The sequence below is a fragment of the Rhodococcus sp. NPDC056960 genome, assembly GCF_042674125.1.
GTDB lineage: Bacteria > Actinomycetota > Actinomycetes > Mycobacteriales > Mycobacteriaceae > Rhodococcus_F.
On the sequence record NZ_JBHURF010000059.1, the window covers coordinates 1 to 24,501 of the forward strand.

Here is a 24,501-nt window from a genome sequence, read left to right on the forward strand (position 1 = left end):
ACACCGGTCAGCGGACCACGCACACACACCGACACCCCGAAGAAACCGAAACCACCACCAATCCCGCCGAAATCACCTCTCCACGGATCGAGGCTAAGGTACGGTGCCAGTCTTGTGACCATGCGGGAGTTGATATTCCCGATCAATCCCGGGTTCTAGTTGTTCGGAATTCACCGAGCTTGGCGCGCGCCGCAAGCGCACACTTCCGCTTACGCCGCTCCATTCGCACCCTCAGGACACGACCGCAGCGCGGTTTCTGTTTCAACCGTGCGCCGCTCGCAGGCTCGAGCGGTGTAGTGAAACCTGCTGCCCCAAAGGAGAACTGATGCCCGACTACGTCATTGCCCCGCCCCCTATCCCGTCGCTCCCAGTTGCGTCGACCGACGAGCGGTTTCCAGTCCGCCGCATTTTCTGTGTAGGACGTAACTACGCCGCACACGCGCGGGAGATGGGCGCCGATCCAGACCGCGAGTCGCCGATGATCTTCACCAAGCCTGCCGACGCCATCGTGGCAGCGGTCGGGACTCTGCCCTACCCGACGCTTACTGCCGACCTGCATCATGAAGTAGAGATGGTCATCGCATTGAAGCAAGGCGGAGTGAACATCGATCCCGCCTCGGCGGCAGAGCTCATCTGGGGATACGGCGTCGGACTCGATTTGACACGCCGTGACCTTCAAGCTCACGCGAAAGAGAATCGCCACCCCTGGGACATGGCCAAAGGGTTCGACTCTTCCGCTGCCTGCACCGCACTTCGATCCCTGACAGAAACCGGACAACTGAAGTCCGGACGCATCTGGCTCGAAACGAACGGTGAAATGAGACAGGAGAGTGACCTCATCGACATGATCTGGTCGACGTCCGAGATAATCGCATATATCTCGCGCGCCGTTGCGTTGGCACCAGGAGACCTGATTTACACCGGAACCCCCTCCGGAGTCGGTCCTTTGGCTCCCGGAGATCGTGTTCGCGGAGGCGTCGACGGGCTCGCAGAATTCGAGCTCACCGTGGGGCCGCAACCCGAGAAGTGACGGCTGACAGCATCGTGAGGTGACCCGCCCGGCGGTTGCCGGGCTCGCGTCTGCACCTATCGCGCGTGAATCGTCAATCCACCGATCAGCGAATGATCCGGTTGCGGGTTCAGCCACGCACCTTGGTTGGGCGTTGGGTGTGGCTGATCGTCCGACGACTGTATTCGGGTTGTTCCACTGGGTCTTCGGCACGGGACCGTGATGGCCGCGTGGTTAGGTAGTGATTCCCGAGATTCCCGGCGTCCTCGAGGTGCTCGGTCTCGGCGGTGTCGCATCTGCTCGTCCACGTCGCCATTCGGGACGCCGATGGCCTGTACAGGGCAGCGAGGGGCGTCTTGGGGATTCAAGGAGTCGAGCCCACCACCACGGCCTTGGTCATGCGCGAGATGGTCGATTACGTGACTGACAATTTCAACACGGTCCACCTGTGCGGGCTGAGGTGGGAGGCCAATTCGAGATTACTCGCAGTCAGCCCTGGTTTGTTGGTGAAAGACGATCCGGTCACCACGTTTCCGGTGACGCTCCAAACCGACATTCTCGATTACCTTAAGATTCTTGTGTGCCGCCACAACTGCAGAATCTGGTCGACGAGCTGGCCGAGGAGTTGCAGCGGTCGGTGGTGATCGACGACGCCGACTGCAGGCTCTTGGTGTCGAGCCGTCACTACGGTGACGAGGATCCGATGCGAATCGCCGGTCTCATTGCCCGGTCGAATCCGCCGGAGGTGGTGTCTTATCTGCGCAGCTTAGGCATCACCAGCTGGCGAGAGCCGAGACGGGTGCCGGGACGGCCGGAGATGGGGTTCGAGTCACGGTTGTGTGTGCCCCTGCGGTACAACGGCGAGCTGGTCGGGCTGCTCTTCCTGATCGACACCGTCCCCGTTCGCGACGACGAGCTGACCATCTTGCACAGCGCCGCCCCACAACTGTCCGAGCTGCTCCGTCGAGACTGGGCCGACGCCGATCGCCAGGCCACCGAAATCGAGCCCCACCTGCATGATCTTGTCGGGTCCGACCCGGGTTCAGCAGCCGTCGCCGTGACGGAGCTTCGGTTGCTTGGACATCTTCCTGCGGGGTTTGCGCTCACCGCGATGCTGGTCCTGCCGTCGGAAAGAACGACTCGGAGCCAAGATCGAGAGCTGGTCACCGGTGTCCGACGAGCGGCCCGACTGGTCACAGACGGCCCGATCCTCACCGCTCCCACCGAGGACGGCGCGCTGGCGATCATCGCCGGTCGAGAAGCGAAGGCGGCCGGATCGGCATGGCACTCGCTGATCGAGCACCTGTCCCTCAAAGGGCTGCCGCGGTCGCAGGTAGTCGCGGTCGGCGGCGTCGTCTCCGACCCGGTCGAGCTGGCGGTGTCGTTCCAGCAGGCGCGGGCGGGAGCCCGCGCCGTCCGCGCCGGCGTCGTCTCTTCGCCCGCCGAATACGACAACCTGGGCGTCTTCGGTCTCCTGTCGTCGATGGCACCTGCCGGCCTGCCGCCGTCCTGGGCCAGTGCTCTGCTGAGAAGGCTCGACACCCAGGTCTCCGGCGAGTTCGCGACGACCCTGGAACTGTTCCTCGACCACGGCGGCGACGCCCTGGCCGTGGCAGATGAGATGCACATCCACCGCTCCTCGGTCTATTACCGGCTCAGCCGAGTGGAAGATCTCCTCGGTGTCTCCCTGTCCGACGGTCGCACACGCCTGGAACTGCATCTATGGTTGAAGCTACGTCGACTCGCCGGGCCCAACCCCGACTGACGATTGTGTTCTCCCGCCCAACACTCGAAGGCGATATCGACGGGTGGAGAGCCGAATTCCATTCTCGGTGAGGGCAACCCCTGAAACCATCCTGGCCGAAGGGCCGAAGCGATGGCGAGAAGCCCCGGTGCGGAGGAGGGCGTCGACCACGCCACACCGCAACCGGAGCTTCTGTTCACCTCAGCTGCAGCACGCCGGCAGAGTTCTCGTGGTGCAACTCAGTAGCGAGGCAGCCGGTGGTACTGACCGTTGTCGCGCGCCGAAATCGACTCGCAGGGGCCATGCTCGAGGAAGTGCTGATGGCACTCGGCGAGACGGTCGGGATCGATCCGAACACCGAGCCCGGGGCCTTGGGGTAGGGCGATGACGTTGTTGTGGGGCCGAAAACCGCCGCCCTCGATGACATCCATTGTCTGCCAACGAAGAAGCGACTGGTGGGGGTTACGGATCGACGGCAACGCGGCGGTGAGGTGAATGTACGCCGCAGTCATGATGCCCGAATCACCGCTGTAGAACCAGAAATCCTTCCCCATGACGTCGACGGCGTGCACAAAGCGCAACGTGCCACCGATCCCGCCCAACACGGCGATGTTCGCCACGAACGTATCGGGGCCGCCGACCTCGACCGCGTGCGGCAGGTTCACCTCGTGAGTCGAGAAGGGGATCGTCGTGTGCTGACGCAGCTGGGCCATGTTTTCGTAGCCGAGGACGGGGTCTTCGATGTTGCTGATGTTCAGGGGCTCGAGCTCTTTGACAAGTCGGCGAGCGGTGAGCAGCGACCAACCGTAGTTGGCGTCGAGGCGGATGGTTGCCTCCTCGCCGAGCGCTTCACGCAGCGCGGTGACCAGGCGAATATCGGTGAGGGCATCCTGGAACCCGACCTTGCCCTCGAAGACGGTCGACCCATGTTCTTCCCGCTTGCGCAGGCAGTAGTCGACGACGTCCTGAATGCTGTTCTCACCGTTCTCGCGGTAGGCGAAGTACTCGGAGAACTGCACCTCGGTGCGCACGGCACCGCCCAGCAGATGCGCCAAGGGTACGCCTAGCGCCTTGGCCTTGATGTCCCAGAGAGCGATCTCGACGCCACCAAAGGCACGAGTGAGGCTGTCGTCGTCGATGTTGCGTGCCGACTGCCACTCCGGCAGACACAGCCGCTCGGCGGCGGCGAGGTCGAACGGGTCCACTCCGATCAGACGAGGCGCGATGACCTCGTCGATCAGCTTCGCGTGCTCATACGATTGGGCTTCGCCGAGGCCGACGAATCCGTCGTCGGTGAACACCTCGATGATTGTTTTCGAGAAACCTTGATTCACACCTACCGACCACACGTAGCCCAATTCGAGGGGGATGTTGATCGGTGTGGTCTTGATCTCGGTGATCTTCATTGTTTGCTCCTCCGGATGTGACTGGAGCCTCAACGATGCCCGGCGTCACCCCGTGAGTGCATCAGTACGTTGCCGAAGAGTTCAACGACTATTTTGAGATCTTGTCGAAAGGCACCCGAACGGCGTGCGCGACGCGGCGGGTTCCACGGCCCGCTACATCCCCGCCACGAGGGCGGTGACCAGGACGTGGCGCACCGAACGCACCGAATATCCTGGACAGCAGTGCAACTGGGGAGAATTTTGACCGACAGATGGCCCCAGGTTGAACAGGCCATCTCCCCGTCGAGGCCGTCACCGCGGGTGTCGTCTGCGTGGTTCTCAGGCCGCCGGTTCCCTGGATTCATCAGACTCCTAGACCTGATTTGCACTCCGTTTTGAGAATTTGTCGCAAAAGTTGCGTCCAGGTTTGAGACGTCGTCGCGTGACGGCCTCCTGTGACGGCGCTCATACTTTTGTCACTGAGCGAAGCCATCGGCACCCAACGGACCAGCAGGTTTGCTGGCGTGGGAGGAGACAACTTTGTCCACATCACCAAGAACGGAGAGTTCGGGTTTGACACCGATGAAGACCGCACAAACTAGATCCATGGATGACGCGAAGTGGAATCATCTCCACACGTTGGCGGCGTTCTGCACACTGGGCGGAACCGTCCTCGATGGCTACATCCTCGGCCTGATCGGCGGGGCCATCCACGCCGCGAGCGACGAGATGCACATCTCGCCACTGAGCCAGGGGCTCGTCGGAGCCAGCGCCCTGATCGGTATCTTCATCGGCGGGTTGACCTTCGGTCGGGTGGCGGACCGACTGGGCCGGAAGGTGGTGTTCCAATGGAACCTGGTCGCCTTCATCGTCTTGTCGATCCTGCAGCTCTTCGCGTTGAACATGTGGGATCTGACGGCATACCGCGTCCTGCTCGGTGTCGCCATCGGCGTCGAATATGCGGTCGGGGCAGCTCTGTTGTCGGAATTCGTGCCCGCCCGCACACGAGGTGCCTTGCTGGCGACCCTGCAGGCGACCTGGTTCCTGGGCTTCGTCGCCGCGAACTTCGTCGGTCTCGCATGGGCGGATGCGAACTGGCGCCTGGTCCTGGCCAGCAGCGCGATCCCCGCCGTTGTCATCGCGGTCGCCAGGATCTGGCTCCCAGAATCTCCCCGGTGGCTTCAGACACAGGGGCGGGACACCGAAGCACAGGAGATCGTCGACAAATACTTCCCCACCGGCACCACCTTGCCTCCGGTCGAGGTGGCCACGAAGTCCGATCGGTGGACCGAACTGTTCGACAAGAAATTCTGGCGGATGTCGACTTACGCCGGCGTGTTCTGGGCCTGTCAGGTCGCGCCATTGTTCGCGATCTTCACGTTCATCACCCCGGTGCTCGATGGGCTGGGCCTGCCGTCCGGATTCCAACGCGACTTCATCATGAACATGCTGCAGTTGGCCGGTGTGATCGTGTTTATCTGGGTCGTCGGTGCGAGCCGACGGCGACCGCTCGCGATCTGGACCTTCGGAGTCATCTTCGCGCTCCTGTTCGCGTTAGGGCTGTTCCCCCACGCGCCCCTGATCATTCTGGCCGCGATCATCGGTGCCTACCTCTTCATCGCCGCGGGCGCCTGCAACCTCGAATTCGTCTACCCGTCGGAGATGTTCCCCACCCGACTGCGTACCTCCGGCGTCGGCTTCTCCGCCGCCATGAGCCGAATTGGGGCCGCCGCCACCACATACGCGTTCCCCGCTCTCATCGCTAGCCTCGGAATCAATGCCGCACTTCTCGTTCTCTCCGCGTTCGCCCTGATCGGGTTCATCGCCTCCGTCTTGTGGGCACCGGAGACGAGTAAGTCCACAATCCGCTGACCTAAACCCGTCGGGGGCGCGACGGAACACCTCCAGCCGCACGGAGACGAACTCCGACAGTCGTTGCCCCCGAGAGGGCGTCCTGACTTCGACTACTCATGGTCGGTTCTCTCCCGGATATGCGCGTTTCTCACATACGTGTTGGCGTGGTGTGGCTCCCACCGCGAAACGCTCGGGCGATGCAGCCGAGGAGTGAGCCGACCGACCCCGTCCACCCCGTCGACCTGACGGCATCGTCACTAGGACGCCTTGCGGAGCAGTGGGATTGGATCGGGAGAGGGTTGCCACGGTGAGAAACGGGTGCGGTGCTCCGACTCCCTCCCACCACGTTCGACGTCACCCTTGATGACGCCCATTTGCAAGGGGATTCGGGGTATGCAGCGGATCTGGCTTGCCGATGAGAGGGTGATCAGTGAGCGGCTCACCGAAAATGGCCAGACCGCCGCGGTGCAGGGTCAGTCCGGTGACCGATGCCACCAGCACAACAGTCTTGTCGAACACGATGAGGACGATCGACGAGGCAGCAACTTGATCCGCACACAACTTCCACACCCCGCGTCCGCGCTCCCACAACTCCTGCGGCGTCAGACCTGGGGGACGTACCCAACGTGTGTCCGGCCCACCGGTCGCCGTGACGATCTGCCGGGACCATCCAGCGAGTCCACGGATATTCCGCCGTTCGTCACCGACAGAAGAACCCCATGACCCTGCATATCACCCGTCCCGCCGAACTCGTGGAGTTCGTCGGCCGGACCATCGGCACCACCGGCGCCTACAAGGTCATGCAAGACCAGGTAAACCTGTTCGCGGAGGTGACCGGTGACTACCAGTGGGTTCACACCGATCCGGATCGCGCCGCGGATGGGCCCTTTCGGAGGCACCGTCGCACACGGTTACGTCACGCTGCGCCGGCGCCGAGCATCCTCGCGGAGATCCTCACCGCCGACGGCGCGGGAAGCCGCGGCAAGCCGGTTCCCGGGTCGGCTATCTCCACCAACTCCTCGCGGGCGCCCTGTGGACGAGCCTTCCCGTCCTGCCGCTCATCCGGCAGCCCACGCTCGTCCTGGCGGGCACCGACGACCCGATCATTCCCGTCCTCAACGCGCGCATCATGAACGCACTCATGCCACACGCGACGTTGCACCTCCACCCCGGCGGGCACCTCGACATCGTCACCGACGCATCCGGACTCGCGCCGGTGGTCGCCGGGTTCCTCAGCGACCCCGGAGCCTGAGCCGGGCAGGGGTCAGCCGTCCGCGCCCATCTCGGCTAGGACGGTCCTGAGGCGGTCGTTGTCCGCCGGCGTCCAGCCGGGGGGCGGCAGGATCGCGCTCCACGCATCGGCGATGTCGACGACGTAAGAATGCCCGTGCCCGTCGGGGACCCCCGTCGAGACCGCCATGTCGGCCGCAACCTGCAGGAACGTCACGAACGGGAACCACTGCGTGCTGTCGAGGACGTCGTATCCGCGATCCTCCCGCAGCCAGTCCGGCTTGTTCAGCAGCAACTCCGGCGACCACCAGACGATCGGGTCCGACGGGTGTTGCAGATACACCATTCGCGGCGTCCCCCACGGGGCGTCGGGGCGCGGCAGGTCCTCCGGCGCCCGCGCACCGAAACGCACCGTCTCGCCCTCCTCATAGATGGGAAGCCATTCGGGCGAACCCGGATCGCGGTTCGTGGTGACGTCGGTCCAGATCTCGTTGGCGTTGGGCGGTCCGGTGAACAGGACGCCGTCGGTGCGGGCCTCGACGTCGTCGACGTTGCCGAATGCGCTTTCGCCCCCGAAGGAGCCGAGGCTCTCACCCATCACGACGAGCTTCGGACGGGTCTCCGGTGGCAGAACCTTCCACTTGTCGTACACCGCGTCGAACAACGCCTCCCCGGCCTGGTGGGCCCGCTCCTTGTCCACGAGGAAGGACAGCCAGCTCGGCAGGTAGGAGTACTGCAACCCGACCATCGCAGTGTCGCCGTTGTACATGTATTCCAGCGAGGAGGTGAGACTCTCGTTGATCCACCCGGTGCCGGTGGTGGTCGCCACGCCCACCACCGCACGATCGAAACCGCCGGCGCGTTCGAGTTCGTCCGCGGCCACCTGGGCGTTCTCACGGATCGAATCGCCGCCGCTGGCGAGCCCGGCGTAGGTCCGGATCGGCTCCAGCGCCGGCCGTCCCCCGTTGAACGCGGACAACTCGTCGACGGTGGGGGCGCGTGAGATAAAGGAGCGGCCCTGCCGTCCCAACGAATCCCACGTGACCAGCGACTCCGGTCCGCCCGACCGCAGCGTCGACGTCGGCGGCTCGTCGCCGGCCTTCGTCTCCTGATTGACGGCAGCGAACGAATTGTTCAGTCCCGTCATGATCACGCGTACCACCGCACCGTTGACGAGAGCGACCAGCAGTGCCACCACCACTACGCCGATCACCGTTGCGGACACGCGCCGCGGTATGACCCGGCTGACCTTGCGTTCGACCCACCGCACCGCCCGCAGCAGCACCCGGGCGATCGCGACGAATAGAACGAAAACCAGCACCGCCACGATCACCGTGACCAGGTATCCCGTCCACGGGAACGGTGCGGCGCTCATGATCTCCCGCAGTTGAGACTGCCAATTCCCGAACCACACCAGCATCGCGGCGGTTCCGACAAGTCCGATCACCATCGCCACCCGGCGAACCACGACCTTCGCGTGGGCCGGCGCCTCCCGCTGCACCAGATAGCGAACGAACTTGGAGCCCAGAAACCCGAGACCGTAGCCGACGGCCGCCGATACGCCCGTGACGAGACCCTGGAAGAAGGGACCGCGGGGCAGAAGCGTCGGTGTCAGCGACAGCCACACGAACAGCACGGCGATCACCAGTCCGCCGAACGCGTACCGGTCGGGCAGCCGGCGCCGGTACCACGGTGGCCGGTCAATACTCGTTTTCTCGGGCGCGCCGTGGATCACGTCGGTTGTCATGGCTCGTCTCGTCCTCTCCGCGGCGGGCGGACTCGGGGGTTTCATCTTCCGCTGCCACGTAGAGCGAGGTCAATGCAGGTGCGTCCCCGCATCTACCTGACAACGGCGACCCCGTGGGGGGATAATTCATTACGCCAGTTCATTTCGTATTCTGACGAAAGAGGATCGGTCATGTCCGACGAATCGCTGGTCAAGCAAGGTGTGGCAAAGGGAACTTCGATGGGCGGGGCGGTTCTGCTCGTCACCGTCGGTGTGCTCGAGTTCCTCCAGGGGATCTCCGCGATAGCCAAGGACGACGTGATCGTCGTGGGCATCGAGTACACGTATAAATTCGACGTCACTGCCTGGGGATGGGTCCATCTCGTGCTCGGTGTGATCGTCGCGGCCGTCGGTGCGGCACTGTTCACCGGGGCGACGTGGGCGCGGGTCGCAGCCATGGTGCTGTGCGCGCTGTCGATCTTCGTCAACTTCCTGTGGTTGCCCCACTACCCGCTGTGGGCGATCACGATCATCGCGCTGAACGCCGTCGTGATCTGGGCGGTAGCAACCTGGAATCCCGCCGAGATCTGAGCGACGATGACCGAGGGTAAGAACACCGACCCGCTCGACAAAGACGAACGCGCAGAGCTTCTCCGGCTGCGCGGCGAGGTCGCGACGCTGCGCTCACAGGCCGCGGGCGCGGCGGCCGGCGTTCCCGCCGAACCGGTTTCCCACCCCCCGCGGCACGGACTGCGCTGGGTCGCGGTGACGATCCTGCTCGTACTGGTCGCGGTGCTCTCGATCGCCTCGGTCACCGCCCGCTTCACCCGGAGCCAGATCCTCGACACCGACCGCTACGTGAGCACCGTGGCTCCCCTGGGTGAGAATCCGGCCATCCAGGCGGAGATCACGAACCAGATCACCGACGAAATCTTCACCCGGGTCGACATCGAGGGGCTCACGGCAAACGCGCTGACCGCACTGACCGACGTCTCGAACCTGTCCACGAACGCCCCCCGCCTGGACCAGGCCGTCGTCGGTCTCGCACCGGTGATCACCAGCCAGGCAAAGAACTTCGTCCACGACACGGTCAGCTCACTCGTCCGGTCCCAGCAGTTCGAGGACCTGTGGATCCAGGCCAACCGGTCTGCGCACGACGCGCTCGTCGCGGTGATGACGGGGAACTACGGCCTCAGCTCCGTCCAAGTCGACCAGAGCGGCACCGTCAGCATCTCCCTCGGCACCATCATCGACAAGGTGAAGGCCGCACTGACCGAACGCGGTTTCGCGTTCGCAGACAAGATCCCCGCCGTGGACAAGCAATTCGTGCTGTTCCAGTCGCCCGAACTGGTGAAGGCGCAGCGGGCCGTCGCCGCACTCGACAAGGCCTCGGCGATCCTGCCGTGGCTGGGAATCGCTTGCGCCGCCGCCGCTGTCGCCGTCGCACCCACCGGCCGCCGGCTCCGTGCCCTCGCCCTCGCCGGACTGGCCATCGCACTGGGAATGCTCGTCCTCGCGATCGGAATCCTCATAGGACGCGCGATCTACCTCGACAGCGTGCCGACGGACATCCTGTCGCCCGACGCGGCCACGGCGGTCATCGACACCGTGCTGGTGCCGCTGCGCACGAGTCTGCGCGCGGTGGCCGTACTCGGCCTGGTGATCGCGATCGGCGCCTACCTCGTCGGCGGCTCGTCCTCGGCGAAGGCGGTACGTCGCGGCTACGGGCAGGCACTGGACTTCGCCCGGCGGTCAGGGAGCGGCCGACCGCCGAACGAGGTGGAACGGTGGGCGAACCAGCTCCGAGTTCCCCTGCGATGCGCCATCATCGGCGTCGCCGCACTGCTGCTGGTGTTCTGGCGTTACCCCACCGGGATGGTCGTGTTGTGGATCGTGCTCATCGCCGTGGTGGCACTCGCGGCACTCGAACTGCTCATCCGTCCAGCCCGCACGTCCGCCGCGACGGCGGACACCACACCGACCGAAACCACACCGACGGACGCTGGGCCGACGGACGCTAGGCCAGCGTCTTCGCCTTGATCGCCTGGAACTCGGCGTCCGTGATCGTCCCGGAATCGAGCAGCGCCTTGGCATCCGCGATCTGCTGAGCCGGCGACTGCCCGGCGACGTCGCGAATGTAGGTGTCCTGCGCGTGCTTGACCTGCTGGGCGGCGGCCATCGAGCGCTTCGCCATGCCGTCGCTCTTGACGATGAGGTAGATCAGGGCCGTCAGGAAGGGCACGAAGAACAGGAAGAAGATCCAGATCGCCTTTACCCAGCCCGACGTCTCGCGGTCGCGGAACAGGTCGGTAATGATCGAGAACAGCACCGTCAGGTACGCCACGAAGGCGAAACAGACGAAGATGAACCAGAAGAACTCCCAGAAACCTTCCATTGTCGCGCTCCGTTCACTCGGTGTTGCGGTCAGGAAGCCAGGATTCTGGCCTTCTCGTTGGCGAACTCCTGCTCGGTCAGGACTCCCTGATCGCGGAGTTCACCGAGTTGTTTCAGGGCCGCAATGCGATCCGTGCCACCGGACGGCGGGGCGGCCTGTGCAGGCGGCGGCGGAGGCGGCGGAGCCTGCTGCTGTTGGGGGGCAGGTTGGTTCGCCGACCACCGCTGCCCTTGTCGTCGCGACACCCGGTTGGAGACGGCGGTGGCGGTGCCCGCCACGACCGCGGTCCGGGCGATGCCGCGCAGGAGTCCTGGCATGATGTGCTCCTCAACTCTCGAATGGGCGACGGCCTGTCAGCTGGAGGCGTCGAGCGCGTCGAGCGCCGCCAGAATGCCCTGGACGGGGATGCGTCCGGAGGCCACGAGTTGGGCGCCCTCGCGCCGCAGCGCGGAGGCGAACGGTGCGGCCCAACAATTCTCGTAGACGAGAATCGCCCCGGAACACCCGGGCTCGAGCACAGCCGCGGCTTCCTCGAGGTCGGTACGGTCGATCAGGCCCGTCGCCGCCTCGGCGAACAGCGTCACGTCCACGCCGCCCTCGAAGCCGAGGTCCTCGACGGCAATCCCGACCAGCGACCCGTCGGATTCCTTCCGGACGAAGACCAGATCGAGCACGCGGATGATGTTTCGTTCGACCAGATCGATCAGAAGCGGTAATGCCGATCCGTCGGGTTTCCGATCGGCCGGGAACTCCACGACCAGATAGTCGATGGGCCCGAGTTCGTCGAAATCGGTGTCGTTCACTGCAAGACCTCTCTTCTGAAGACAGCAGCGGCGGCCGCACAGGCCTGCGGCAAGTATCCACCGGGCAGCGCGTCGGCGCTAGAGCAGAAAGTCACCCGATCGATTCGGGGGTCGCGCGGGCGGCGAGGGCGCGGCCGGCTGCCCTCTCGACGAGGAGCGGGATGAAGTCGCGAACCCTGCTCTCTGCCAGACGTTTGTGAACAGTGCGCACGATGTGTTCTATGTCTACGGGTGAGGCGGACGGGTACCGGACAATCAGCCGCTCGATAACCTGTTCGACCCGGAGCAACTCGTCGTCCCCGGTCATCAATCCATCGTCATCCCGCCGTGATCGACCGTCAAGACACGAAACGGCCACTCGAGCAACGGGCTTCGGCCCCGGTGCGCGAATGCACCTGAGCCTGGAATGAATCCAGTATTCCCGTCTGGCCGGAAACCCTGTTTCGCGACCTCGCAGCGGTGGTTCGGCGGACAATGAAGAGTACCGGGCCGCCCGGCCCGCGGTAGGGAAAGGGACGGTCATGTCCGAGACATCGTCGGTCAACCAAGGCGTCGCGGCTGGTACGTCGATCGGGGCGGCTCTCATCCTCGTGACGGTGGGCATCATCCAGATCTTCCAAGGCATCGCCGCGGTCGCCGAGAACGAAATGTTCGTGGTCGGTATCGAGTACGTCTACAAACTGGACCTGACCACCTGGGGCTGGATCCACATCGTGCTGGGCGTTCTGGTTCTCGGGATCGGTCTCGCACTGTTCACCGGAGCCGGGTGGGCGCGGGTCTCGGCAATCGTGATCGCGGCCGTCTCCATCCTCGCCAATTTCCTGTGGCTGCCCTATTACCCGTGGTGGTCGCTACTCATCATCGCGCTCGACATCGTGGTCATCTGGGCCGTGTCGACCTGGAAGCCGGATCGGGTCTGATCCCCCGGCCGACCGGAAGAGACCATGGGAAAGAAGAAGCACGGGACGGCAGGGCTCGACCTGCCGTCGCCCGGCGCCGACCAGCCCGCCCCACCGATGAAGAACAAGGAGTACCGCCGCCTGCTCCGTCCGCTCCACGGCGAACTCGTCGCGCTGCAGGAGTGGGTGAAAGCGTCGGGTGCGCGCATCTGCATCGTGTTCGAGGGCCGTGACACCGCCGGGAAGGGCGGTGTGATCAAGGCGATCACCGAGCGCGTCAGTCCCCGCGTGTTCCGGGTCGTCGCCCTGCCCGCGCCGACCGATCGCGAGAAGTCGCAGATGTACGTGCAGCGGTACCTGCCCCATCTGCCGTCCGGCGGGGAGGTCGTGATCTTCGACCGCAGTTGGTACAACCGCGCGGGCGTCGAACGGGTGATGGGCTTCTGCACCGAAGAGGAAGCGCAGTATTTCCTCCAACTCGTGCCGACGGTCGAGCGTGCGATCGTCGACTCGGGTGTCATCCTGCTCAAGTACTGGCTCGAGGTGAGCCAGGAACAGCAGACCCTGCGCCTGCAGAGCCGGATCGACGACCCACGGAAGATCTGGAAACTGTCGGAGCTGGACCTGAAGTCGTACAGCCACTGGTACGAATACTCGCGGGCGCGGGACGAAATGTTCCACTTCACCGACACCGGCTGGGCGCCGTGGTACGTCGCGGTCAACGACGACAAGAAACGCGGCCGGCTCAACGTCATCAGTCACCTGCTGAGCCAGATTCCCTACGAACCTCTGGACCCCCCCGACATCACGCTGCCCGAGCGACGGGGTCCGCACGGCTACGAGGCGCCGCGGCAACCGCTGCACTGGATTCCGACCCCCTACTGAGGATTCGAGCCCGAAAGGACGAGCGGTCATGGTCTCCACGGAACCCGCGCAGGCGCGCGGCGCCTGGTATGCCCAGGACGCCGACGCCGTCGTGGCCGCCGCGTTCTCCGATCGGACGTCCGGTCTGACGGCCCACGAGGCCGACGACCGGCGCCGACGGTACGGTCCCAACGAGATCGCGTCCGAGCCGGCGCCGTCGACGTGGACGCTCGCGCTGCAGCAGCTGAAGGATCTGATGAACCTGATGCTGGTCGCGGTGGCGGTCGTCAGCATCGTCATCGGCGAGGTCCCGACGGCCATCATCGTCGCGGCCCTCGTCGTGCTCAACGTCGTGATGGGGACGCAACAGGAACTGAAGGCACGCGCCAGCGTCGACGCGCTCGCGAAGATGCAGACTCCGCAGGTCCGGGCGACCCGGGACGGGGCGCTGGTCCAGTTCGCCGCGACCGACCTCGTGCCCGGCGACATCGTGCACCTCGAAGCCGGCGACGTGGTTCCCGCGGACGGCCGACTGCTCACGTCGGCGACCCTCGAGACCCAGGAGGCGGCGCTGACAGGTGAGAGTGCCCCCGTCCCGAAGGACCCCCGGACCCTCGACGCCGCCGACGTCCCGCTCGGCGACCGCAGCAACATGGTCTTCCAGAACACGTCGGTCACCCGCGGCACCGCCACCATGGTGGTCACGGAAACCGGCATGAACACGCAGATGGGCGAGATCGCGTCGATGCTCTCGGCCGTCGCGCCGAGCAAGTCTCCGCTTCAGCGCGAATTGAATTCGCTCACCAAGGTTCTCGGGATCATCGCGTGGACGGCGGTTGCGATCATCGTGATCATCGGTCTGCTGCGCGGGGACAGCGTCACGACGCTCCTGCTGCTGGGCATCTCGATGGGCGTGTCGGCCATCCCGACCGGACTGCCGACGTTCGTGCAGGCGATGCTGGCTTTCGGGGCCCGCCAGCTGGCCGAGGCGAAGGCCGTCGTGAAGAACCTCACCGACGTCGAGACCCTCGGCGCCACCAGCGCGATCAACTCGGACAAGACCGGCACGCTGACGATGAACCAGATGACGGTGCGGTCGCTGTACTTCCACGGCCGGTGGTACACAGTCGACGGCGAGGGGTACAGCAAGACGGGGCGGATCACCCAGGCCGCGGGCGAGGCCGTCCCCGATTTCACCCTGCTCGCGTACGGACTGTGCCTCGACAGTGATGCCACCGTCTCCGACACGGGGGAGGTCGTCGGCGATCCGACCGAGGCCGCGCTGGTCGTGCTCGCGGCCAAGGTCGGTGTCGACGCCCCGCTCACCCGGCGACAGTATCCCCGGGTAGCGGAGGTGCCGTTCGACTCCGCCTACAAGTTCATGGCGACGTTCCACCACCTCCAGGTCGACGGCGGCACCCAGTTCGTGGAACTCGTCAAGGGCGGACCCGACGTGGTCCTCGCCCGATGCGGGAGCGCCTTCCGCCCGGGCCGGCAGGCGGTGCCGCTCGACGAGGTTCGGGACGAACTCACCGAAGCGAACCGGACACTGTCCGAGAAGGGTCTGCGCGTACTGGCATTCGCCGCGCGCCGACTCGACGGGCAGGAGGACGCCGTGGTGGCCGACCCCATGTCGTTCGTGGAGGACCTCACGTTCGTCGGGATGGTCGGCATCATCGATCCGCTCCGCCCGGAAGCGATCGACGCCGTGCGCACCGCCCACGCGGCAGGCATCGACGTCCGCATGATCACCGGCGACCACGCGATCACGGCATCCGCGATCGGTGCCGAACTCGGTCTCGGACCGGGCGCGATCGGCGGGCCGGAACTCCAGGCGATGACCGACGACGACCTGGCGGCGGCCCTGCCCCGCCTGCACGTGTTCGGCCGCGTCACCCCGCAGGACAAGCTCCGGCTCGCCGACATCATGCAGAAGAGCGGCGCGGTCGTGGCGATGACCGGGGACGCCGTCAACGACGCGGCGGCGTTGAAGAAGGCCGACATCGGTGTCGCGATGGGATCGGGCAGCGAGGTCACCAAACAGGCCGGCAAGATGATCCTCACCGACGACAATTTCGGCACCCTGATCACCGCGATCCGATTGGGCCGCAGCATCTACGAGAAGATCGTGTCGTACATCCGGTATCAGATGTCGAAACTGTTCTCGCTGGTTCTGCTGTTCCTCGTCGCGAGCATCTTCGACATCAACGACGGGGTCGCGCTCACCCCGCTGATGGTGCTGTTCCAGCACTTCTTCATCACGCTGTTCCCGGTCGCCGTCATCATGCTCGACCCGCCGCCGCCGGACCTGATGAACAAGCCCCCGCGCGACCCGCGGCTGCCCATCGCCAACCGGGGAGCGTTCATCCAATGGCTGGCGTACGGCGTCCTGCAGTTCGCCGTCACACTCGCCGCGATGCTCCTCGCGCCGGGCGACCTGAGCACGACCGAGGCGAGCGTCCCCATGACCACGGCGTTCGTGGTGCTGTCGCTCGGTTCCGTCCTCGCGGGACTCGTCATGCGGCGCGATCCCGAATCCGGGCTCACCGCACCGATCCTCACCGCGCTGAAGATCCTGTCCGTCCCCGTCGTCGTCACCGTCTTCGCGGTCGAGATCGGCTTCCTCCAGGACCTCCTGATGACCACGTCGCTGACGGGCGCCCAGTGGCTCGCCTGCCTCGGCTGGTCGCTGATCATTCCGGTCGTGGTGGAGGCGGAGAAGGCGATCCGCCGGCGGCGGCACACGCAACCGAGCACACCGATCACCGCGACCGCCGCGGTCGACCCGCACCGCGCACGCCGGGACGCGAACCATGCCCTGGATCGGTAGCCTCGCGCAGTTGCCGGGCATCGCGACAGCCCGGTCGTACCGGCGCGAGTGGCTGCGGCCCGACATCACCGCCGGACTCGTCCTGACCGCCCTGCTCATCCCCGCCGGGATGGGCTACGCGGAAGCTGCGGGGTTGCCCGCCTACGCCGGCCTCTACGCCACCATCGTGCCGCTGCTCGCCTACGCCGTCGTGGGTCCGTCGAAAATCCTGGTCCTCGGACCGGATTCGTCGCTGGCTCCGCTGATCGCCGCGGCCGTGCTGCCGCTGGCCGTCGTCGACGATCCGGAGAGCGCGCTCGCCCTCGCCGGCATCCTGGGCGTGCTGATGGGCGCGATCCTCGTGATCGGCGGATTCCTGCATCTCGGGTTCGTCACCGAACTGCTGTCGAAGCCCATCCGCCTGGGGTACCTCAACGCGATCGCCCTGATCGTGGTGGTGGGCCAGCTCCCGAAACTGCTCGGCTTCTCCGTCGACGCGTCCGGGCTGATCGGGGAGATCCGCGGCATCGTGCGGTCCGTGTTCGCCGGTGACATCGACGTTCTCGCCGCGGCCGTCGGTCTCGGATCCCTCGCCGTCATCGTGGCGTTCCGTCTGTGGCTGCCGAAGATCCCCGGCGTCCTCGTCGCCGTCGTCGGGGCCATCATCCTGTCCGCGGCGGCCGGTCTCGACGACGACATCGGCATGGTCGGCGCACTACCCAAGGGGCTGCCGTTGCCGTCGTTCGGCGGCGTCGACTGGAACAACGTGGCACAGCTGATCGGACCCGCCGCCGGCATCGCCCTGATCGCGTTCGCCGACACCGGTGTTCTCTCCCGCACGTTCGCGGCCCGGCACGGGGAGAACGTGAACGGCAGCACCGAGATGAAGGCCATCGGCGTCGCCAACATCGCGGGCGGACTGTTCGGCGGCTTCCCGATCTCGGCGAGTGGCTCTCGGACCCCGGTCGCCGAGCAGGCCGGCGCCCGCACCCAACTCGCGGGTGTCGTCGGAGCACTCGCCGTGCTGGTGTTCGTTCTCGTCGCCCCCGGTGTCACCGCCTACCTGCCCGACGCGACCCTGGGGGCCGTCGTGATCGTCGCGGCCACCGCGCTGGTCGATGTCGACGGGATGGTCCGGATGTGGCGGATGAGCTCAGTCGAATTCGGTCTCGCCGCAGCCGCGTTTCTGGGCGTCGCCCTGGTGGGGGTGCTGCAGGGCATCCTCGTTGCGATCGGGCTGTCCTTCGTCGCGGTCGTCGCGCAGGCCTGGCAGCCCTACCGCACCGAACTCGTCCGGACCACCGATCGCCCCGGTTTCCACGACGTCGAACGTCACCCGGGCGGGGACCGCATCCCCGGACTGGTGCTGGTGCGCTTCGACGCTCCCCTGTTCTTCGCGAACGGCGAGATCTTCGACGAATACGTGCGTTCGGTGGTGGCGGCGGCGCCCGACCCGGTCGAGTGGGTGATCGTCGCCGCCGAACCGATCACCGGACTCGACACCACCGCCGTCGACGAACTCGTCGACCTCGACACCTATCTCGAAGGCAACGGGATCCGGTTGGCGTTCGCGGAGATGAAGGGTCCGATCAAGGACCGGCTCATCCGGTTCGGGGTGGGCGACCGGTTCGACTCGACGCACTTCTACCCGACCATCGACTCCGCCGTGGACGCATTCCGCAGCCGGGCCGACCATCCCGGCGACTGAACGTCGGCTCAGACCGCCCGCACCGCGTGGCCCCGGAACGTCCTGCGATACGCCGACGGGGGGACGCCCAGCACCGCGCCCATGTGCTGCCGCAGGGAGGTGCCGGTTCCGAACCCGACCTCACGGGCGACGGCGTCGACGGACAGGTCCGTCGTCTCGAGCAGTTGCCGGGCGCGGTCGACGCGACGGGTGATCAGCCAGCGGTTGGGGGTGGTGCCCACCTCCTCACCGAAGCGCCGGGTGAACGTCCGCACGCTCATGTTCGCGTGCCCCGCCATCCGGTTCAGCGACAGCGGTTCGCCGAGGCGCTGCAACGCCCAGTCCCGGGTCGCCGCGGTCGACTCCGACGTGGTCTCGGGGATCGGCCGCTCGATGTACTGGGCCTGCCCACCGTCGCGCCACGGCGGGACGACGCACCGCCGCGCGACCCGGTTGGCGACGTCCGACCCGTGATCGCGCCGGACGATGTGCAGGCAGAGGTCGAGACCGGCGGCGACGCCGGCCGAGGTGAGGATGTGCCCCTCGTCGACGAACAGCACGTCGGGGTCGACTCGCACCTGCGGATACGTGCGCTGGAAGTGCGCGGTGTTGCGCCAGTGGGTGGTGGCGCGCAGCCCGTCGAGGAGCCCGGCCGCGGCGAGGACGTAGGAGCCGGTGCAGATGGAGACGTACCGGGTGCCGGGCCGGACGAAGGCGAGCGCGACCTCCAGGTTCGGGGACAGCCGGCCCTCGTCGTAGGCCGGGCCCAGTTCGTACGACGCCGGGATCACCACGGTGTCGGCGGTGGCCAGGATTTCGGGACCGTGGTCGACCGCCACCGAGAAGTCGGCGTCCGTACGCACCGGCCCGCCGTCGGCGGTGCACGTCAGCGCGTCGTAGAGCATGTGCCCGTCGGCGTCGTGGGCGCGGCCGAACACGCGCGACGGGATGCCGAGCTCGAACGGAATCACCCCGTCCAGCGCGAGGACGACCACGCGATGACGTTCCACCATGGCCAGATCCTTTCACATATTGTCATTCCGGCAACTGTTCCGACGGGATGCCGTCCCGCAGACTTACCGACGTGACGTCCGACATCGCGCCCCCGGCGCCCTCCGCCCAGGCGGCCCCACCCCGTCTGCACTACGCGTGGCTCGTCGCGGCCGTCGCGTTCCTCGCCCTCGTCGGGGCCGCCAGCTTCCGGGCGGCGCCCTCGATCCTGATCGACCCCCTGCACGAGGACTTCGGCTGGTCTCGGGCGAGCATTTCGTCGGCCGTGTCGATCAACTTGGTGCTGTACGGGTTGACCTCGCCGTTCGCCGCGGCACTGATGGAACGCTTCGGCATGCGGCGGGTGGTCACGGCGGCACTGGTCCTCGTGTCGGCCGGCAGTGGACTGACGGTCTTCATGACGGCCACCTGGCAACTGGTGCTGCTGTGGGGCGTGCTCGTCGGGCTCGGCACCGGCTCGATGGCGCTCGCCTTCGTGGCCACCGTCGTCGACCGCTGGTTCGTCGCGCGCCGCGGCCTCGTCACCGGCATCCTCACCGCGGGCAGCGCCGCCGGGCAGTTGGTGTTCCTGCCGATCCTCGCGATGGTCGCCGAGCACTACGACTGGCAGACGGTGGCACTGACCGTATCGTTCGCGGCCCTCGCGGTCGTGCCGCTGGTCCTGGTGTTCCTGCGCAACCGGCCGTCCGACGTCGGAACGGTCCCGTACGGTGCCGGCCCCGACTACGTGGCGGAAACAGCCGCACCGACCGGCCGTGGCGGCGCCGCAGGCCGGGCCGTCGCGGTCCTGCTCTCGGCGGCACGGACCCGGGTGTTCTGGTTGCTGGCCGGCACGTTCGCGATCTGCGGGGCCAGCACCAACGGGCTCGTCGGCACCCACTTCGTTCCCGCCGCGCACGACCACGGCATGCCGGTGACGGCGGCGGCGAGCCTGCTCGCGGTGATCGGTATCTTCGACGTCGTCGGGACCATCGCGTCCGGGTGGTTCACCGACCGGTTCGATTCACGCAAACTCCTCGGCATCTACTACCTGCTGCGCGGGATATCCCTGATCTTCCTGCCGATCCTGTTCGCGAACACCGTGCATCCGCCGATGATCGCGTTCATCATCTTCTACGGACTCGACTGGGTGGCCACCGTGCCCCCGACGGTCGCGCTGTGCCGCAAGTACTTCGGCGGCGACGCCCCCATCGTGTTCGGCTGGGTACTGGCGTCGCATCAGATCGGGGCCGGCCTGGTGGCATTCCTCGCCGGACTCGTCCGAGACCAGTTCGGCGGCTACGACGCCGCGTTCTACGTCGCGGGCGGGCTGTGCGCGATCGCCGCCGTCATGTCCCTGGCCATCGTCGCGAACCGCGCCCCCGCGGCTACGTGAGCTTCGAGACGGCACAGGCATCCCCCGCGCCGGGATCTCCGGACGCCCTCAGGTCGTCGGCGTCGACCTCACATCATCGGCATCGGCATCCACATCGGCATGGACCAGCCCATGCTGTGCATCCACGCCATGAACATCTGCATCATGTCCATCATGTTCTGCGACATCGTTCTCACCTCGTGTTGCTGCCCTGCCCGATGCCGGGAGAACCGAAATTCACCCCGGCAACGCCCCCTCTACCGACGGTAGGCCTGTTCCGGGGACGGTGCTTCGCGCGTCTCGGCGTCGCCGAAACCGCTCCCGCGAGCCGCACCGCTTCCTAAGATCGATACATGGCAGCTCAGCGCGCGTCGGACGAGGTCATTGACCGTTCCAAGATCGAGAATCGGGCTCCGTCGGTGGCCGCATTGTTCGTGGATCGGGTGGCGCACTCCCCCAATCGCGAAGCATTCCGGTACGTCGACGCGCAAGACCCGAACAAGTGGGTCAGCGTCACCTGGTCCGAGGCGGGCGACCGGGTGCGCAACCTCGCGGCCGGTCTCATCGTCCTCGGGGTGCAGGCCGAGCAACGCGTGGCGCTGGCGTCCGCCACCCGCTACGAGTGGGTGCTCGCCGATCTGGCGGTGATGTGCGCCGGTGCGGCCACCACCACCGTGTATCCCACCAGCACGGCCTCCGACGTCGCCTACATCGTCGCCAACTCCGGCAGTCGCGTCGTCTTCGCCGAGGACGAGAAGCAACTGGCCAAGCTCCGGGAGAACCGCGGCGAACTCGGCGACGTGGAGAAGGTCGTCCTCGTCGACGGCGCCCCCGCAGACGGCGACGACTGGGTGATCACGTTCCAGCAGCTGCACGACCTCGGCGAAGAACTGCTCGCCGAGACACCCGACGCCGTGCACGACCGGATCGAGGCGATCGACCCGGACGACCTCGCCACCCTGATCTACACGTCCGGCACGACCGGCAAGCCCAAGGGCGTGCGACTGTCGCACTCCGCGTGGACGTACGAGGCCGCCGCGATCGACGCCACCGGCATCCTCGACGCCGACGACCTGCAATACCTGTGGCTTCCGCTGTCGCACGTGTTCGGGAAGGTCCTGCTCACGCTGCCGCTGCAGATCGGTTTCGCGACGGCGGTCGACGGTCGCGTCGACAAGATCGTCGAGAACCTCGCGGTGGTCAAACCCACGTTCATGGGTGCTGCCCCCCGCATCTTTGAGAAGGCGTACGCGCGCATCCTGTCCACCGTGCGGGAGGAGGGCGGACCGAAGGAGAAGATCTTCGACTGGGCCATCGGGGTGGGGCTGCGGGTATCGAAGGCCAAACAGTCAGGTAAGAGCCCGTCGCTGCTCGACTCGGTCCAGCACGCCGTCGCGGACCGGTTGGTGTACAGCACGATTCGCGAGCGTTTCGGGGGGCGCCTGAAGTTCTTCATCTCCGGCTCCGCCGCCCTCAATCGTGATGTCGCGCAATGGTTCGACGCCGTCGGCATCGTCGTGCTCGAGGGTTACGGATTGTCCGAGACCAGTGCCGCGTCGTTCGTCAACCGCCCGTCGGCATACCAGTTCGGCAGCGTCGGCTGGCCCATCCCCGGCACCGAGTCGCAGATCGCCGACGACGGCGAAATCCTCATCAAGGGCCCGGGTGTCATGAGCGGGTACCACGAGAATCCCGACGCCACCTCCGAAGCGCTCACCGACGACGGCTGGTTCCACACCGGCGACATCGGCGAGATCGACGACAAGGGCTACCTGCGGATCACCGACCGCAAGAAGGACATGTTCAAGACGTCCAACGGCAAATACGTCGCGCCGTCCGCACTGGCCGCCACGTTCAAGGGCATCTGCCCGTACGTCGGCGAGATCATCGTCGACGGCGAAGGCAAGTCGTACTGCGTCGCTCTCATCTCCCTCGATGCCGAATCCATCGGTGAATGGGCGAAACAACACGACCTGGGCGGCAAGTCGCTCGCCGAGATCGCGAACGCGCAGGAGACCCGCAACCTCATCGGCGGCTACGTCGAGGAACTCAACTCCGGTCTGAACCGGTGGGAGCAGATCAAGAAGTTCCGCATCCTCGAACGGGAACTCACGGTCGAGAACGGCGAGATCACCCCGAGCATGAAACTCAAGCGCAAGGTCGTGATGACCAACTTCTCCGACGAACTCGAGAACCTCTACACCTGAGTTGACCCTCACGCGACGTAAGGCTGCACGGTAGAGGACGTGAGCGAGAAACACACGGTGGGCGTCGTCGCCGGGCTGGTCGGAGTGAGTGTGCGCACCCTGCACCACTACGACGAAATCGGCCTGGTGACGCCGTCCGACCGCACACCAGGTGGGTACCGCAGCTATTCGGATGCCGACGTGGAACGTCTGCACCGCGTGCTGACGTACCGCGAACTGGGGTTCCCCCTCGAGGAGATCGCAGCCCTCCTCGACGACCCGGACGTCGATGCTCTCGCGCATCTTCGGCGACAGCACGCGTTGCTGAGCGAACGGATCGATCGCTTACACGAGATGGCTGCCGCCGTGGAGAAGATGATGGAGGCGAGAACCATGGGCATTCAGCTCACCCCCGAAGAGCAGAACGAGATCTTCGGCGACAACTGGCCGGGCGAGGAATACGCCGCCGAGGCCGAGGAACGCTGGGGCGACACCGACGCGTGGAAGCAGTCGCAGCGGCGCACCGCGAAGATGAACAAGGAGGACTGGAAGCGAATCAAGGCCGAGGGGGACGCTTTCGAGGCCTCACTCGCGCAGGCGATGGCCGACGGCGTCGAACCCGGATCCGAGCGCGCCAACGCTCTCGCCGAGGAACATCGCGCCGGCATCGAACGGTTCTACGACTGCGATCACGCGATGCAGGTGAATCTCGCCGAGATGTACCTCGTCGACGACCGCTTCCGCCGGCACTACGACGACGTCGCCCCCGGTCTGGCGCAATACGTCCGGGACGTCATCGTCGCGAACGCGGAGCGGCAGTAGCGGGACCGGGGTGCACGTTCGCTCCGATTGTCGGCACTATCCTGAAACCCATGTCCGATTCGCAGCGTCCCAGCCCCAGCCAGTACGTCGGGTATCTGTTCGGGCGGACGCTGCCGGATTCGATGCAGGACTGGGTCCGCAACGACCTCGTCGGCCCCGGCGCCTCCATGCGGTACGTCCTCCGGTTCATGCTGCCGGTGGTCGCGGTGCTGGCGTTGTTCCTCCTCATCCCCGGTCCGATCTGGATTCCGCTGGCGATGATGGCTCTCCTGCTGCTCCCCCTGCTCTACTTTGCGGTCGCTCTGATGAACATCTACCGTCGGCACCGACTGCTCAGCCACGGCCTGGATCCGAACCTCGTCGGCGAGAAGGCGCAGCGCCGCGCCGACCGCACTCGCGAGGATTACGAGCGCCGCCACGGCCGCACCGAAGAGGAGTAGTCGCAGCGTGACGCACCACACGACGTGCCCGGAGTGACGCAGCGCACGTGAGCGATCGATAAGTAATGCGTTAAAGTGGCGACGTCCGGTGGGTAAACCCACGAACCGCGCACCCACAGGTTCAGCGCAGGTTCCGACAGCCTCGACGGGAAGAGCAGTCATAGATGACAGTCACAGATTCGGCGGTCACGCCCGATATTCACACGACGGCGGGAAAGCTCGCCGACCTGCGTAATCGTCAGGCCCAGGCGCAGCACCCGAGCGGTGAAGCCGCGGTCGAGAA

The 24,501-nt window shown here is 66.1% G+C and carries 21 protein-coding genes and 2 pseudogenes; 15 read left to right on the forward strand and 8 right to left on the reverse strand.

Annotated elements, in window-relative coordinates:
• Positions 1 to 325 precede the first annotated feature (325 nt).
• The 3 genes and pseudogenes from ACFTWF_RS43875 to ACFTWF_RS43885 all read left to right on the forward strand — a co-directional run bounded on the left by ACFTWF_RS43875 (position 326) and on the right by ACFTWF_RS43885 (position 2,774).
• Positions 326 to 1,030, forward strand: a complete 705-nt coding sequence (locus ACFTWF_RS43875; RefSeq protein WP_378467324.1) for a fumarylacetoacetate hydrolase family protein — start codon at positions 326 to 328, stop codon at positions 1,028 to 1,030.
• A gap of 232 nt (positions 1,031 to 1,262) precedes the next feature.
• Positions 1,263 to 1,428 (forward strand): annotated as a pseudogene (locus ACFTWF_RS43880) (Lrp/AsnC ligand binding domain-containing protein); the annotation flags it as partial.
• 161 nt (positions 1,429 to 1,589) lie between these two features.
• On the forward strand, positions 1,590 to 2,774 hold the full coding sequence (locus ACFTWF_RS43885; protein WP_378467325.1) for a helix-turn-helix domain-containing protein: 1,185 nt from the start codon (positions 1,590 to 1,592) through the stop codon (positions 2,772 to 2,774).
• 218 nt (positions 2,775 to 2,992) lie between these two features.
• On the opposite strand, the gene ACFTWF_RS43890 is transcribed toward ACFTWF_RS43885, so the two are convergent.
• A complete protein-coding gene (locus ACFTWF_RS43890; RefSeq protein ID WP_378467326.1) occupies positions 2,993 to 4,159 on the reverse strand; it encodes a mandelate racemase/muconate lactonizing enzyme family protein in 1,167 nt (388 codons plus the stop codon).
• A 561-nt stretch (positions 4,160 to 4,720) separates the two neighbouring features.
• Between ACFTWF_RS43890 and ACFTWF_RS43895 the strand changes: the two genes are divergently transcribed.
• Positions 4,721 to 6,010, forward strand: a complete 1,290-nt coding sequence (locus tag ACFTWF_RS43895) for an MFS transporter (protein ID WP_378467327.1) — start codon at positions 4,721 to 4,723, stop codon at positions 6,008 to 6,010.
• Between the two features lie 336 nt (positions 6,011 to 6,346).
• On the opposite strand, the gene ACFTWF_RS43900 is transcribed toward ACFTWF_RS43895, so the two are convergent.
• Positions 6,347 to 6,511 (reverse strand): hypothetical protein, encoded by a 165-nt coding sequence (locus ACFTWF_RS43900; protein WP_378467328.1) that lies wholly within the window; start codon positions 6,509 to 6,511, stop codon positions 6,347 to 6,349.
• Positions 6,512 to 6,974: 463 nt separating this feature from the next.
• Here ACFTWF_RS43900 and ACFTWF_RS43905 point away from each other — a divergent pair.
• A pseudogene (locus tag ACFTWF_RS43905) lies at positions 6,975 to 7,244 on the forward strand (alpha/beta fold hydrolase); the annotation flags it as partial.
• Between the two features lie 12 nt (positions 7,245 to 7,256).
• On the opposite strand, the gene ACFTWF_RS43910 reads toward ACFTWF_RS43905, so the two are convergent.
• On the reverse strand, positions 7,257 to 8,969 hold the full coding sequence (locus tag ACFTWF_RS43910) for an alpha/beta hydrolase (RefSeq protein ID WP_378467329.1): 1,713 nt from the start codon (positions 8,967 to 8,969) through the stop codon (positions 7,257 to 7,259).
• A gap of 171 nt (positions 8,970 to 9,140) precedes the next feature.
• Between ACFTWF_RS43910 and ACFTWF_RS43915 the strand changes: the two genes are divergently transcribed.
• Positions 9,141 to 9,539, forward strand: coding sequence for a hypothetical protein (locus ACFTWF_RS43915; protein WP_378467330.1), 399 nt, complete (start codon positions 9,141 to 9,143; stop codon positions 9,537 to 9,539).
• A gap of 6 nt (positions 9,540 to 9,545) precedes the next feature.
• Complete coding sequence (locus ACFTWF_RS43920; RefSeq protein ID WP_378467331.1) at positions 9,546 to 10,988, forward strand: hypothetical protein; 1,443 nt, start codon at positions 9,546 to 9,548, stop codon at positions 10,986 to 10,988.
• Here ACFTWF_RS43920 and ACFTWF_RS43925 read toward each other — a convergent pair.
• The 4 genes from ACFTWF_RS43925 to ACFTWF_RS43940 form a co-directional block, all read right to left on the reverse strand.
• Positions 10,966 to 11,343 (reverse strand): PLDc N-terminal domain-containing protein, encoded by a 378-nt coding sequence (locus ACFTWF_RS43925; protein WP_378467332.1) that lies wholly within the window; start codon positions 11,341 to 11,343, stop codon positions 10,966 to 10,968. The two genes, ACFTWF_RS43920 and ACFTWF_RS43925, sit on opposite strands and share 23 nt — an antisense overlap.
• 29 nt (positions 11,344 to 11,372) lie before the next feature.
• Positions 11,373 to 11,660, reverse strand: coding sequence for an SHOCT domain-containing protein (locus ACFTWF_RS43930; RefSeq protein ID WP_378467333.1), 288 nt, complete (start codon positions 11,658 to 11,660; stop codon positions 11,373 to 11,375).
• Positions 11,661 to 11,696: 36 nt separating this feature from the next.
• Complete coding sequence (locus ACFTWF_RS43935) at positions 11,697 to 12,146, reverse strand: DUF6325 family protein (RefSeq protein ID WP_378467334.1); 450 nt, start codon at positions 12,144 to 12,146, stop codon at positions 11,697 to 11,699.
• A 91-nt stretch (positions 12,147 to 12,237) separates the two neighbouring features.
• Positions 12,238 to 12,453 (reverse strand): three-helix bundle dimerization domain-containing protein, encoded by a 216-nt coding sequence (locus ACFTWF_RS43940; protein WP_378467335.1) that lies wholly within the window; start codon positions 12,451 to 12,453, stop codon positions 12,238 to 12,240.
• Positions 12,454 to 12,667: 214 nt separating this feature from the next.
• Between ACFTWF_RS43940 and ACFTWF_RS43945 the strand changes: the two genes are divergently transcribed.
• Genes ACFTWF_RS43945 through ACFTWF_RS43960 form a run of 4 tightly spaced genes read left to right on the forward strand, consistent with a single transcriptional unit; the run spans position 12,668 to position 18,426 of the window.
• Positions 12,668 to 13,066 (forward strand): hypothetical protein, encoded by a 399-nt coding sequence (locus ACFTWF_RS43945; protein WP_378467336.1) that lies wholly within the window; start codon positions 12,668 to 12,670, stop codon positions 13,064 to 13,066.
• A gap of 24 nt (positions 13,067 to 13,090) precedes the next feature.
• On the forward strand, positions 13,091 to 13,930 hold the full coding sequence (gene ppk2, locus ACFTWF_RS43950) for a polyphosphate kinase 2 (RefSeq protein WP_378467337.1): 840 nt from the start codon (positions 13,091 to 13,093) through the stop codon (positions 13,928 to 13,930).
• A 28-nt stretch (positions 13,931 to 13,958) separates the two neighbouring features.
• The gene (locus ACFTWF_RS43955; RefSeq protein WP_378467338.1) at positions 13,959 to 16,739 is read left to right on the forward strand and encodes a cation-translocating P-type ATPase; all 2,781 of its coding nucleotides are present in this window, start codon (positions 13,959 to 13,961) and stop codon (positions 16,737 to 16,739) included.
• Positions 16,723 to 18,426: a SulP family inorganic anion transporter gene (locus ACFTWF_RS43960; RefSeq protein ID WP_378467339.1), complete on the forward strand. Its 1,704-nt coding sequence runs from the start codon at positions 16,723 to 16,725 to the stop codon at positions 18,424 to 18,426. The genes ACFTWF_RS43955 and ACFTWF_RS43960 overlap by 17 nt, the downstream gene beginning before the upstream one ends.
• An 8-nt stretch (positions 18,427 to 18,434) precedes the next feature.
• Here ACFTWF_RS43960 and ACFTWF_RS43965 read toward each other — a convergent pair whose 3' ends face one another.
• A complete protein-coding gene (locus ACFTWF_RS43965) occupies positions 18,435 to 19,418 on the reverse strand; it encodes a GlxA family transcriptional regulator (RefSeq protein WP_378467340.1) in 984 nt (327 codons plus the stop codon).
• 71 nt (positions 19,419 to 19,489) lie between these two features.
• On the opposite strand from ACFTWF_RS43965, the gene ACFTWF_RS43970 reads away from it, so the two are divergent.
• From ACFTWF_RS43970 to ACFTWF_RS43985, 4 genes are all read left to right on the forward strand, one after another.
• A complete protein-coding gene (locus tag ACFTWF_RS43970) occupies positions 19,490 to 20,791 on the forward strand; it encodes an MFS transporter (protein WP_378467341.1) in 1,302 nt (433 codons plus the stop codon).
• Positions 20,792 to 21,123: 332 nt separating this feature from the next.
• Positions 21,124 to 22,977 carry an AMP-dependent synthetase/ligase gene (locus tag ACFTWF_RS43975; RefSeq protein ID WP_378467342.1) on the forward strand — a complete coding sequence of 618 codons (1,854 nt, stop codon included), beginning with the start codon at positions 21,124 to 21,126 and terminating at the stop codon, positions 22,975 to 22,977.
• 39 nt (positions 22,978 to 23,016) lie between these two features.
• On the forward strand, positions 23,017 to 23,778 hold the full coding sequence (locus ACFTWF_RS43980) for a MerR family transcriptional regulator (protein WP_378467343.1): 762 nt from the start codon (positions 23,017 to 23,019) through the stop codon (positions 23,776 to 23,778).
• Between the two features lie 50 nt (positions 23,779 to 23,828).
• A complete protein-coding gene (locus tag ACFTWF_RS43985) occupies positions 23,829 to 24,218 on the forward strand; it encodes a DUF5313 family protein (protein WP_378467344.1) in 390 nt (129 codons plus the stop codon).
• Positions 24,219 to 24,501 lie beyond the last annotated feature (283 nt).

Excerpts from the sequence above, each read along its gene's own strand:
- ACFTWF_RS43875 (WP_378467324.1), top strand. The coding sequence starts at position 326 with ATGCCCGACTACGTCATTGCCCCGCCCCCTATCCCGTCGCTCCCAGTT.
- ACFTWF_RS43890 (WP_378467326.1), bottom strand. The coding sequence starts at position 4,159 with ATGAAGATCACCGAGATCAAGACCACACCGATCAACATCCCCCTCGAA.
- ACFTWF_RS43895 (WP_378467327.1), top strand. The coding sequence starts at position 4,721 with ATGAAGACCGCACAAACTAGATCCATGGATGACGCGAAGTGGAATCAT.
- ACFTWF_RS43910 (WP_378467329.1), bottom strand. The coding sequence starts at position 8,969 with ATGACAACCGACGTGATCCACGGCGCGCCCGAGAAAACGAGTATTGAC.
- ACFTWF_RS43915 (WP_378467330.1), top strand. The coding sequence starts at position 9,141 with ATGTCCGACGAATCGCTGGTCAAGCAAGGTGTGGCAAAGGGAACTTCG.
- ACFTWF_RS43920 (WP_378467331.1), top strand. The coding sequence starts at position 9,546 with ATGACCGAGGGTAAGAACACCGACCCGCTCGACAAAGACGAACGCGCA.
- ACFTWF_RS43925 (WP_378467332.1), bottom strand. The coding sequence starts at position 11,343 with ATGGAAGGTTTCTGGGAGTTCTTCTGGTTCATCTTCGTCTGTTTCGCC.
- ACFTWF_RS43930 (WP_378467333.1), bottom strand. The coding sequence starts at position 11,660 with ATGCCAGGACTCCTGCGCGGCATCGCCCGGACCGCGGTCGTGGCGGGC.
- ACFTWF_RS43940 (WP_378467335.1), bottom strand. The coding sequence starts at position 12,453 with ATGACCGGGGACGACGAGTTGCTCCGGGTCGAACAGGTTATCGAGCGG.
- ACFTWF_RS43945 (WP_378467336.1), top strand. The coding sequence starts at position 12,668 with ATGTCCGAGACATCGTCGGTCAACCAAGGCGTCGCGGCTGGTACGTCG.
- ppk2 (WP_378467337.1), top strand. The coding sequence starts at position 13,091 with ATGGGAAAGAAGAAGCACGGGACGGCAGGGCTCGACCTGCCGTCGCCC.
- ACFTWF_RS43955 (WP_378467338.1), top strand. The coding sequence starts at position 13,959 with ATGGTCTCCACGGAACCCGCGCAGGCGCGCGGCGCCTGGTATGCCCAG.
- ACFTWF_RS43960 (WP_378467339.1), top strand. The coding sequence starts at position 16,723 with ATGCCCTGGATCGGTAGCCTCGCGCAGTTGCCGGGCATCGCGACAGCC.
- ACFTWF_RS43965 (WP_378467340.1), bottom strand. The coding sequence starts at position 19,418 with ATGGTGGAACGTCATCGCGTGGTCGTCCTCGCGCTGGACGGGGTGATT.
- ACFTWF_RS43975 (WP_378467342.1), top strand. The coding sequence starts at position 21,124 with ATGGCAGCTCAGCGCGCGTCGGACGAGGTCATTGACCGTTCCAAGATC.
- ACFTWF_RS43985 (WP_378467344.1), top strand. The coding sequence starts at position 23,829 with ATGTCCGATTCGCAGCGTCCCAGCCCCAGCCAGTACGTCGGGTATCTG.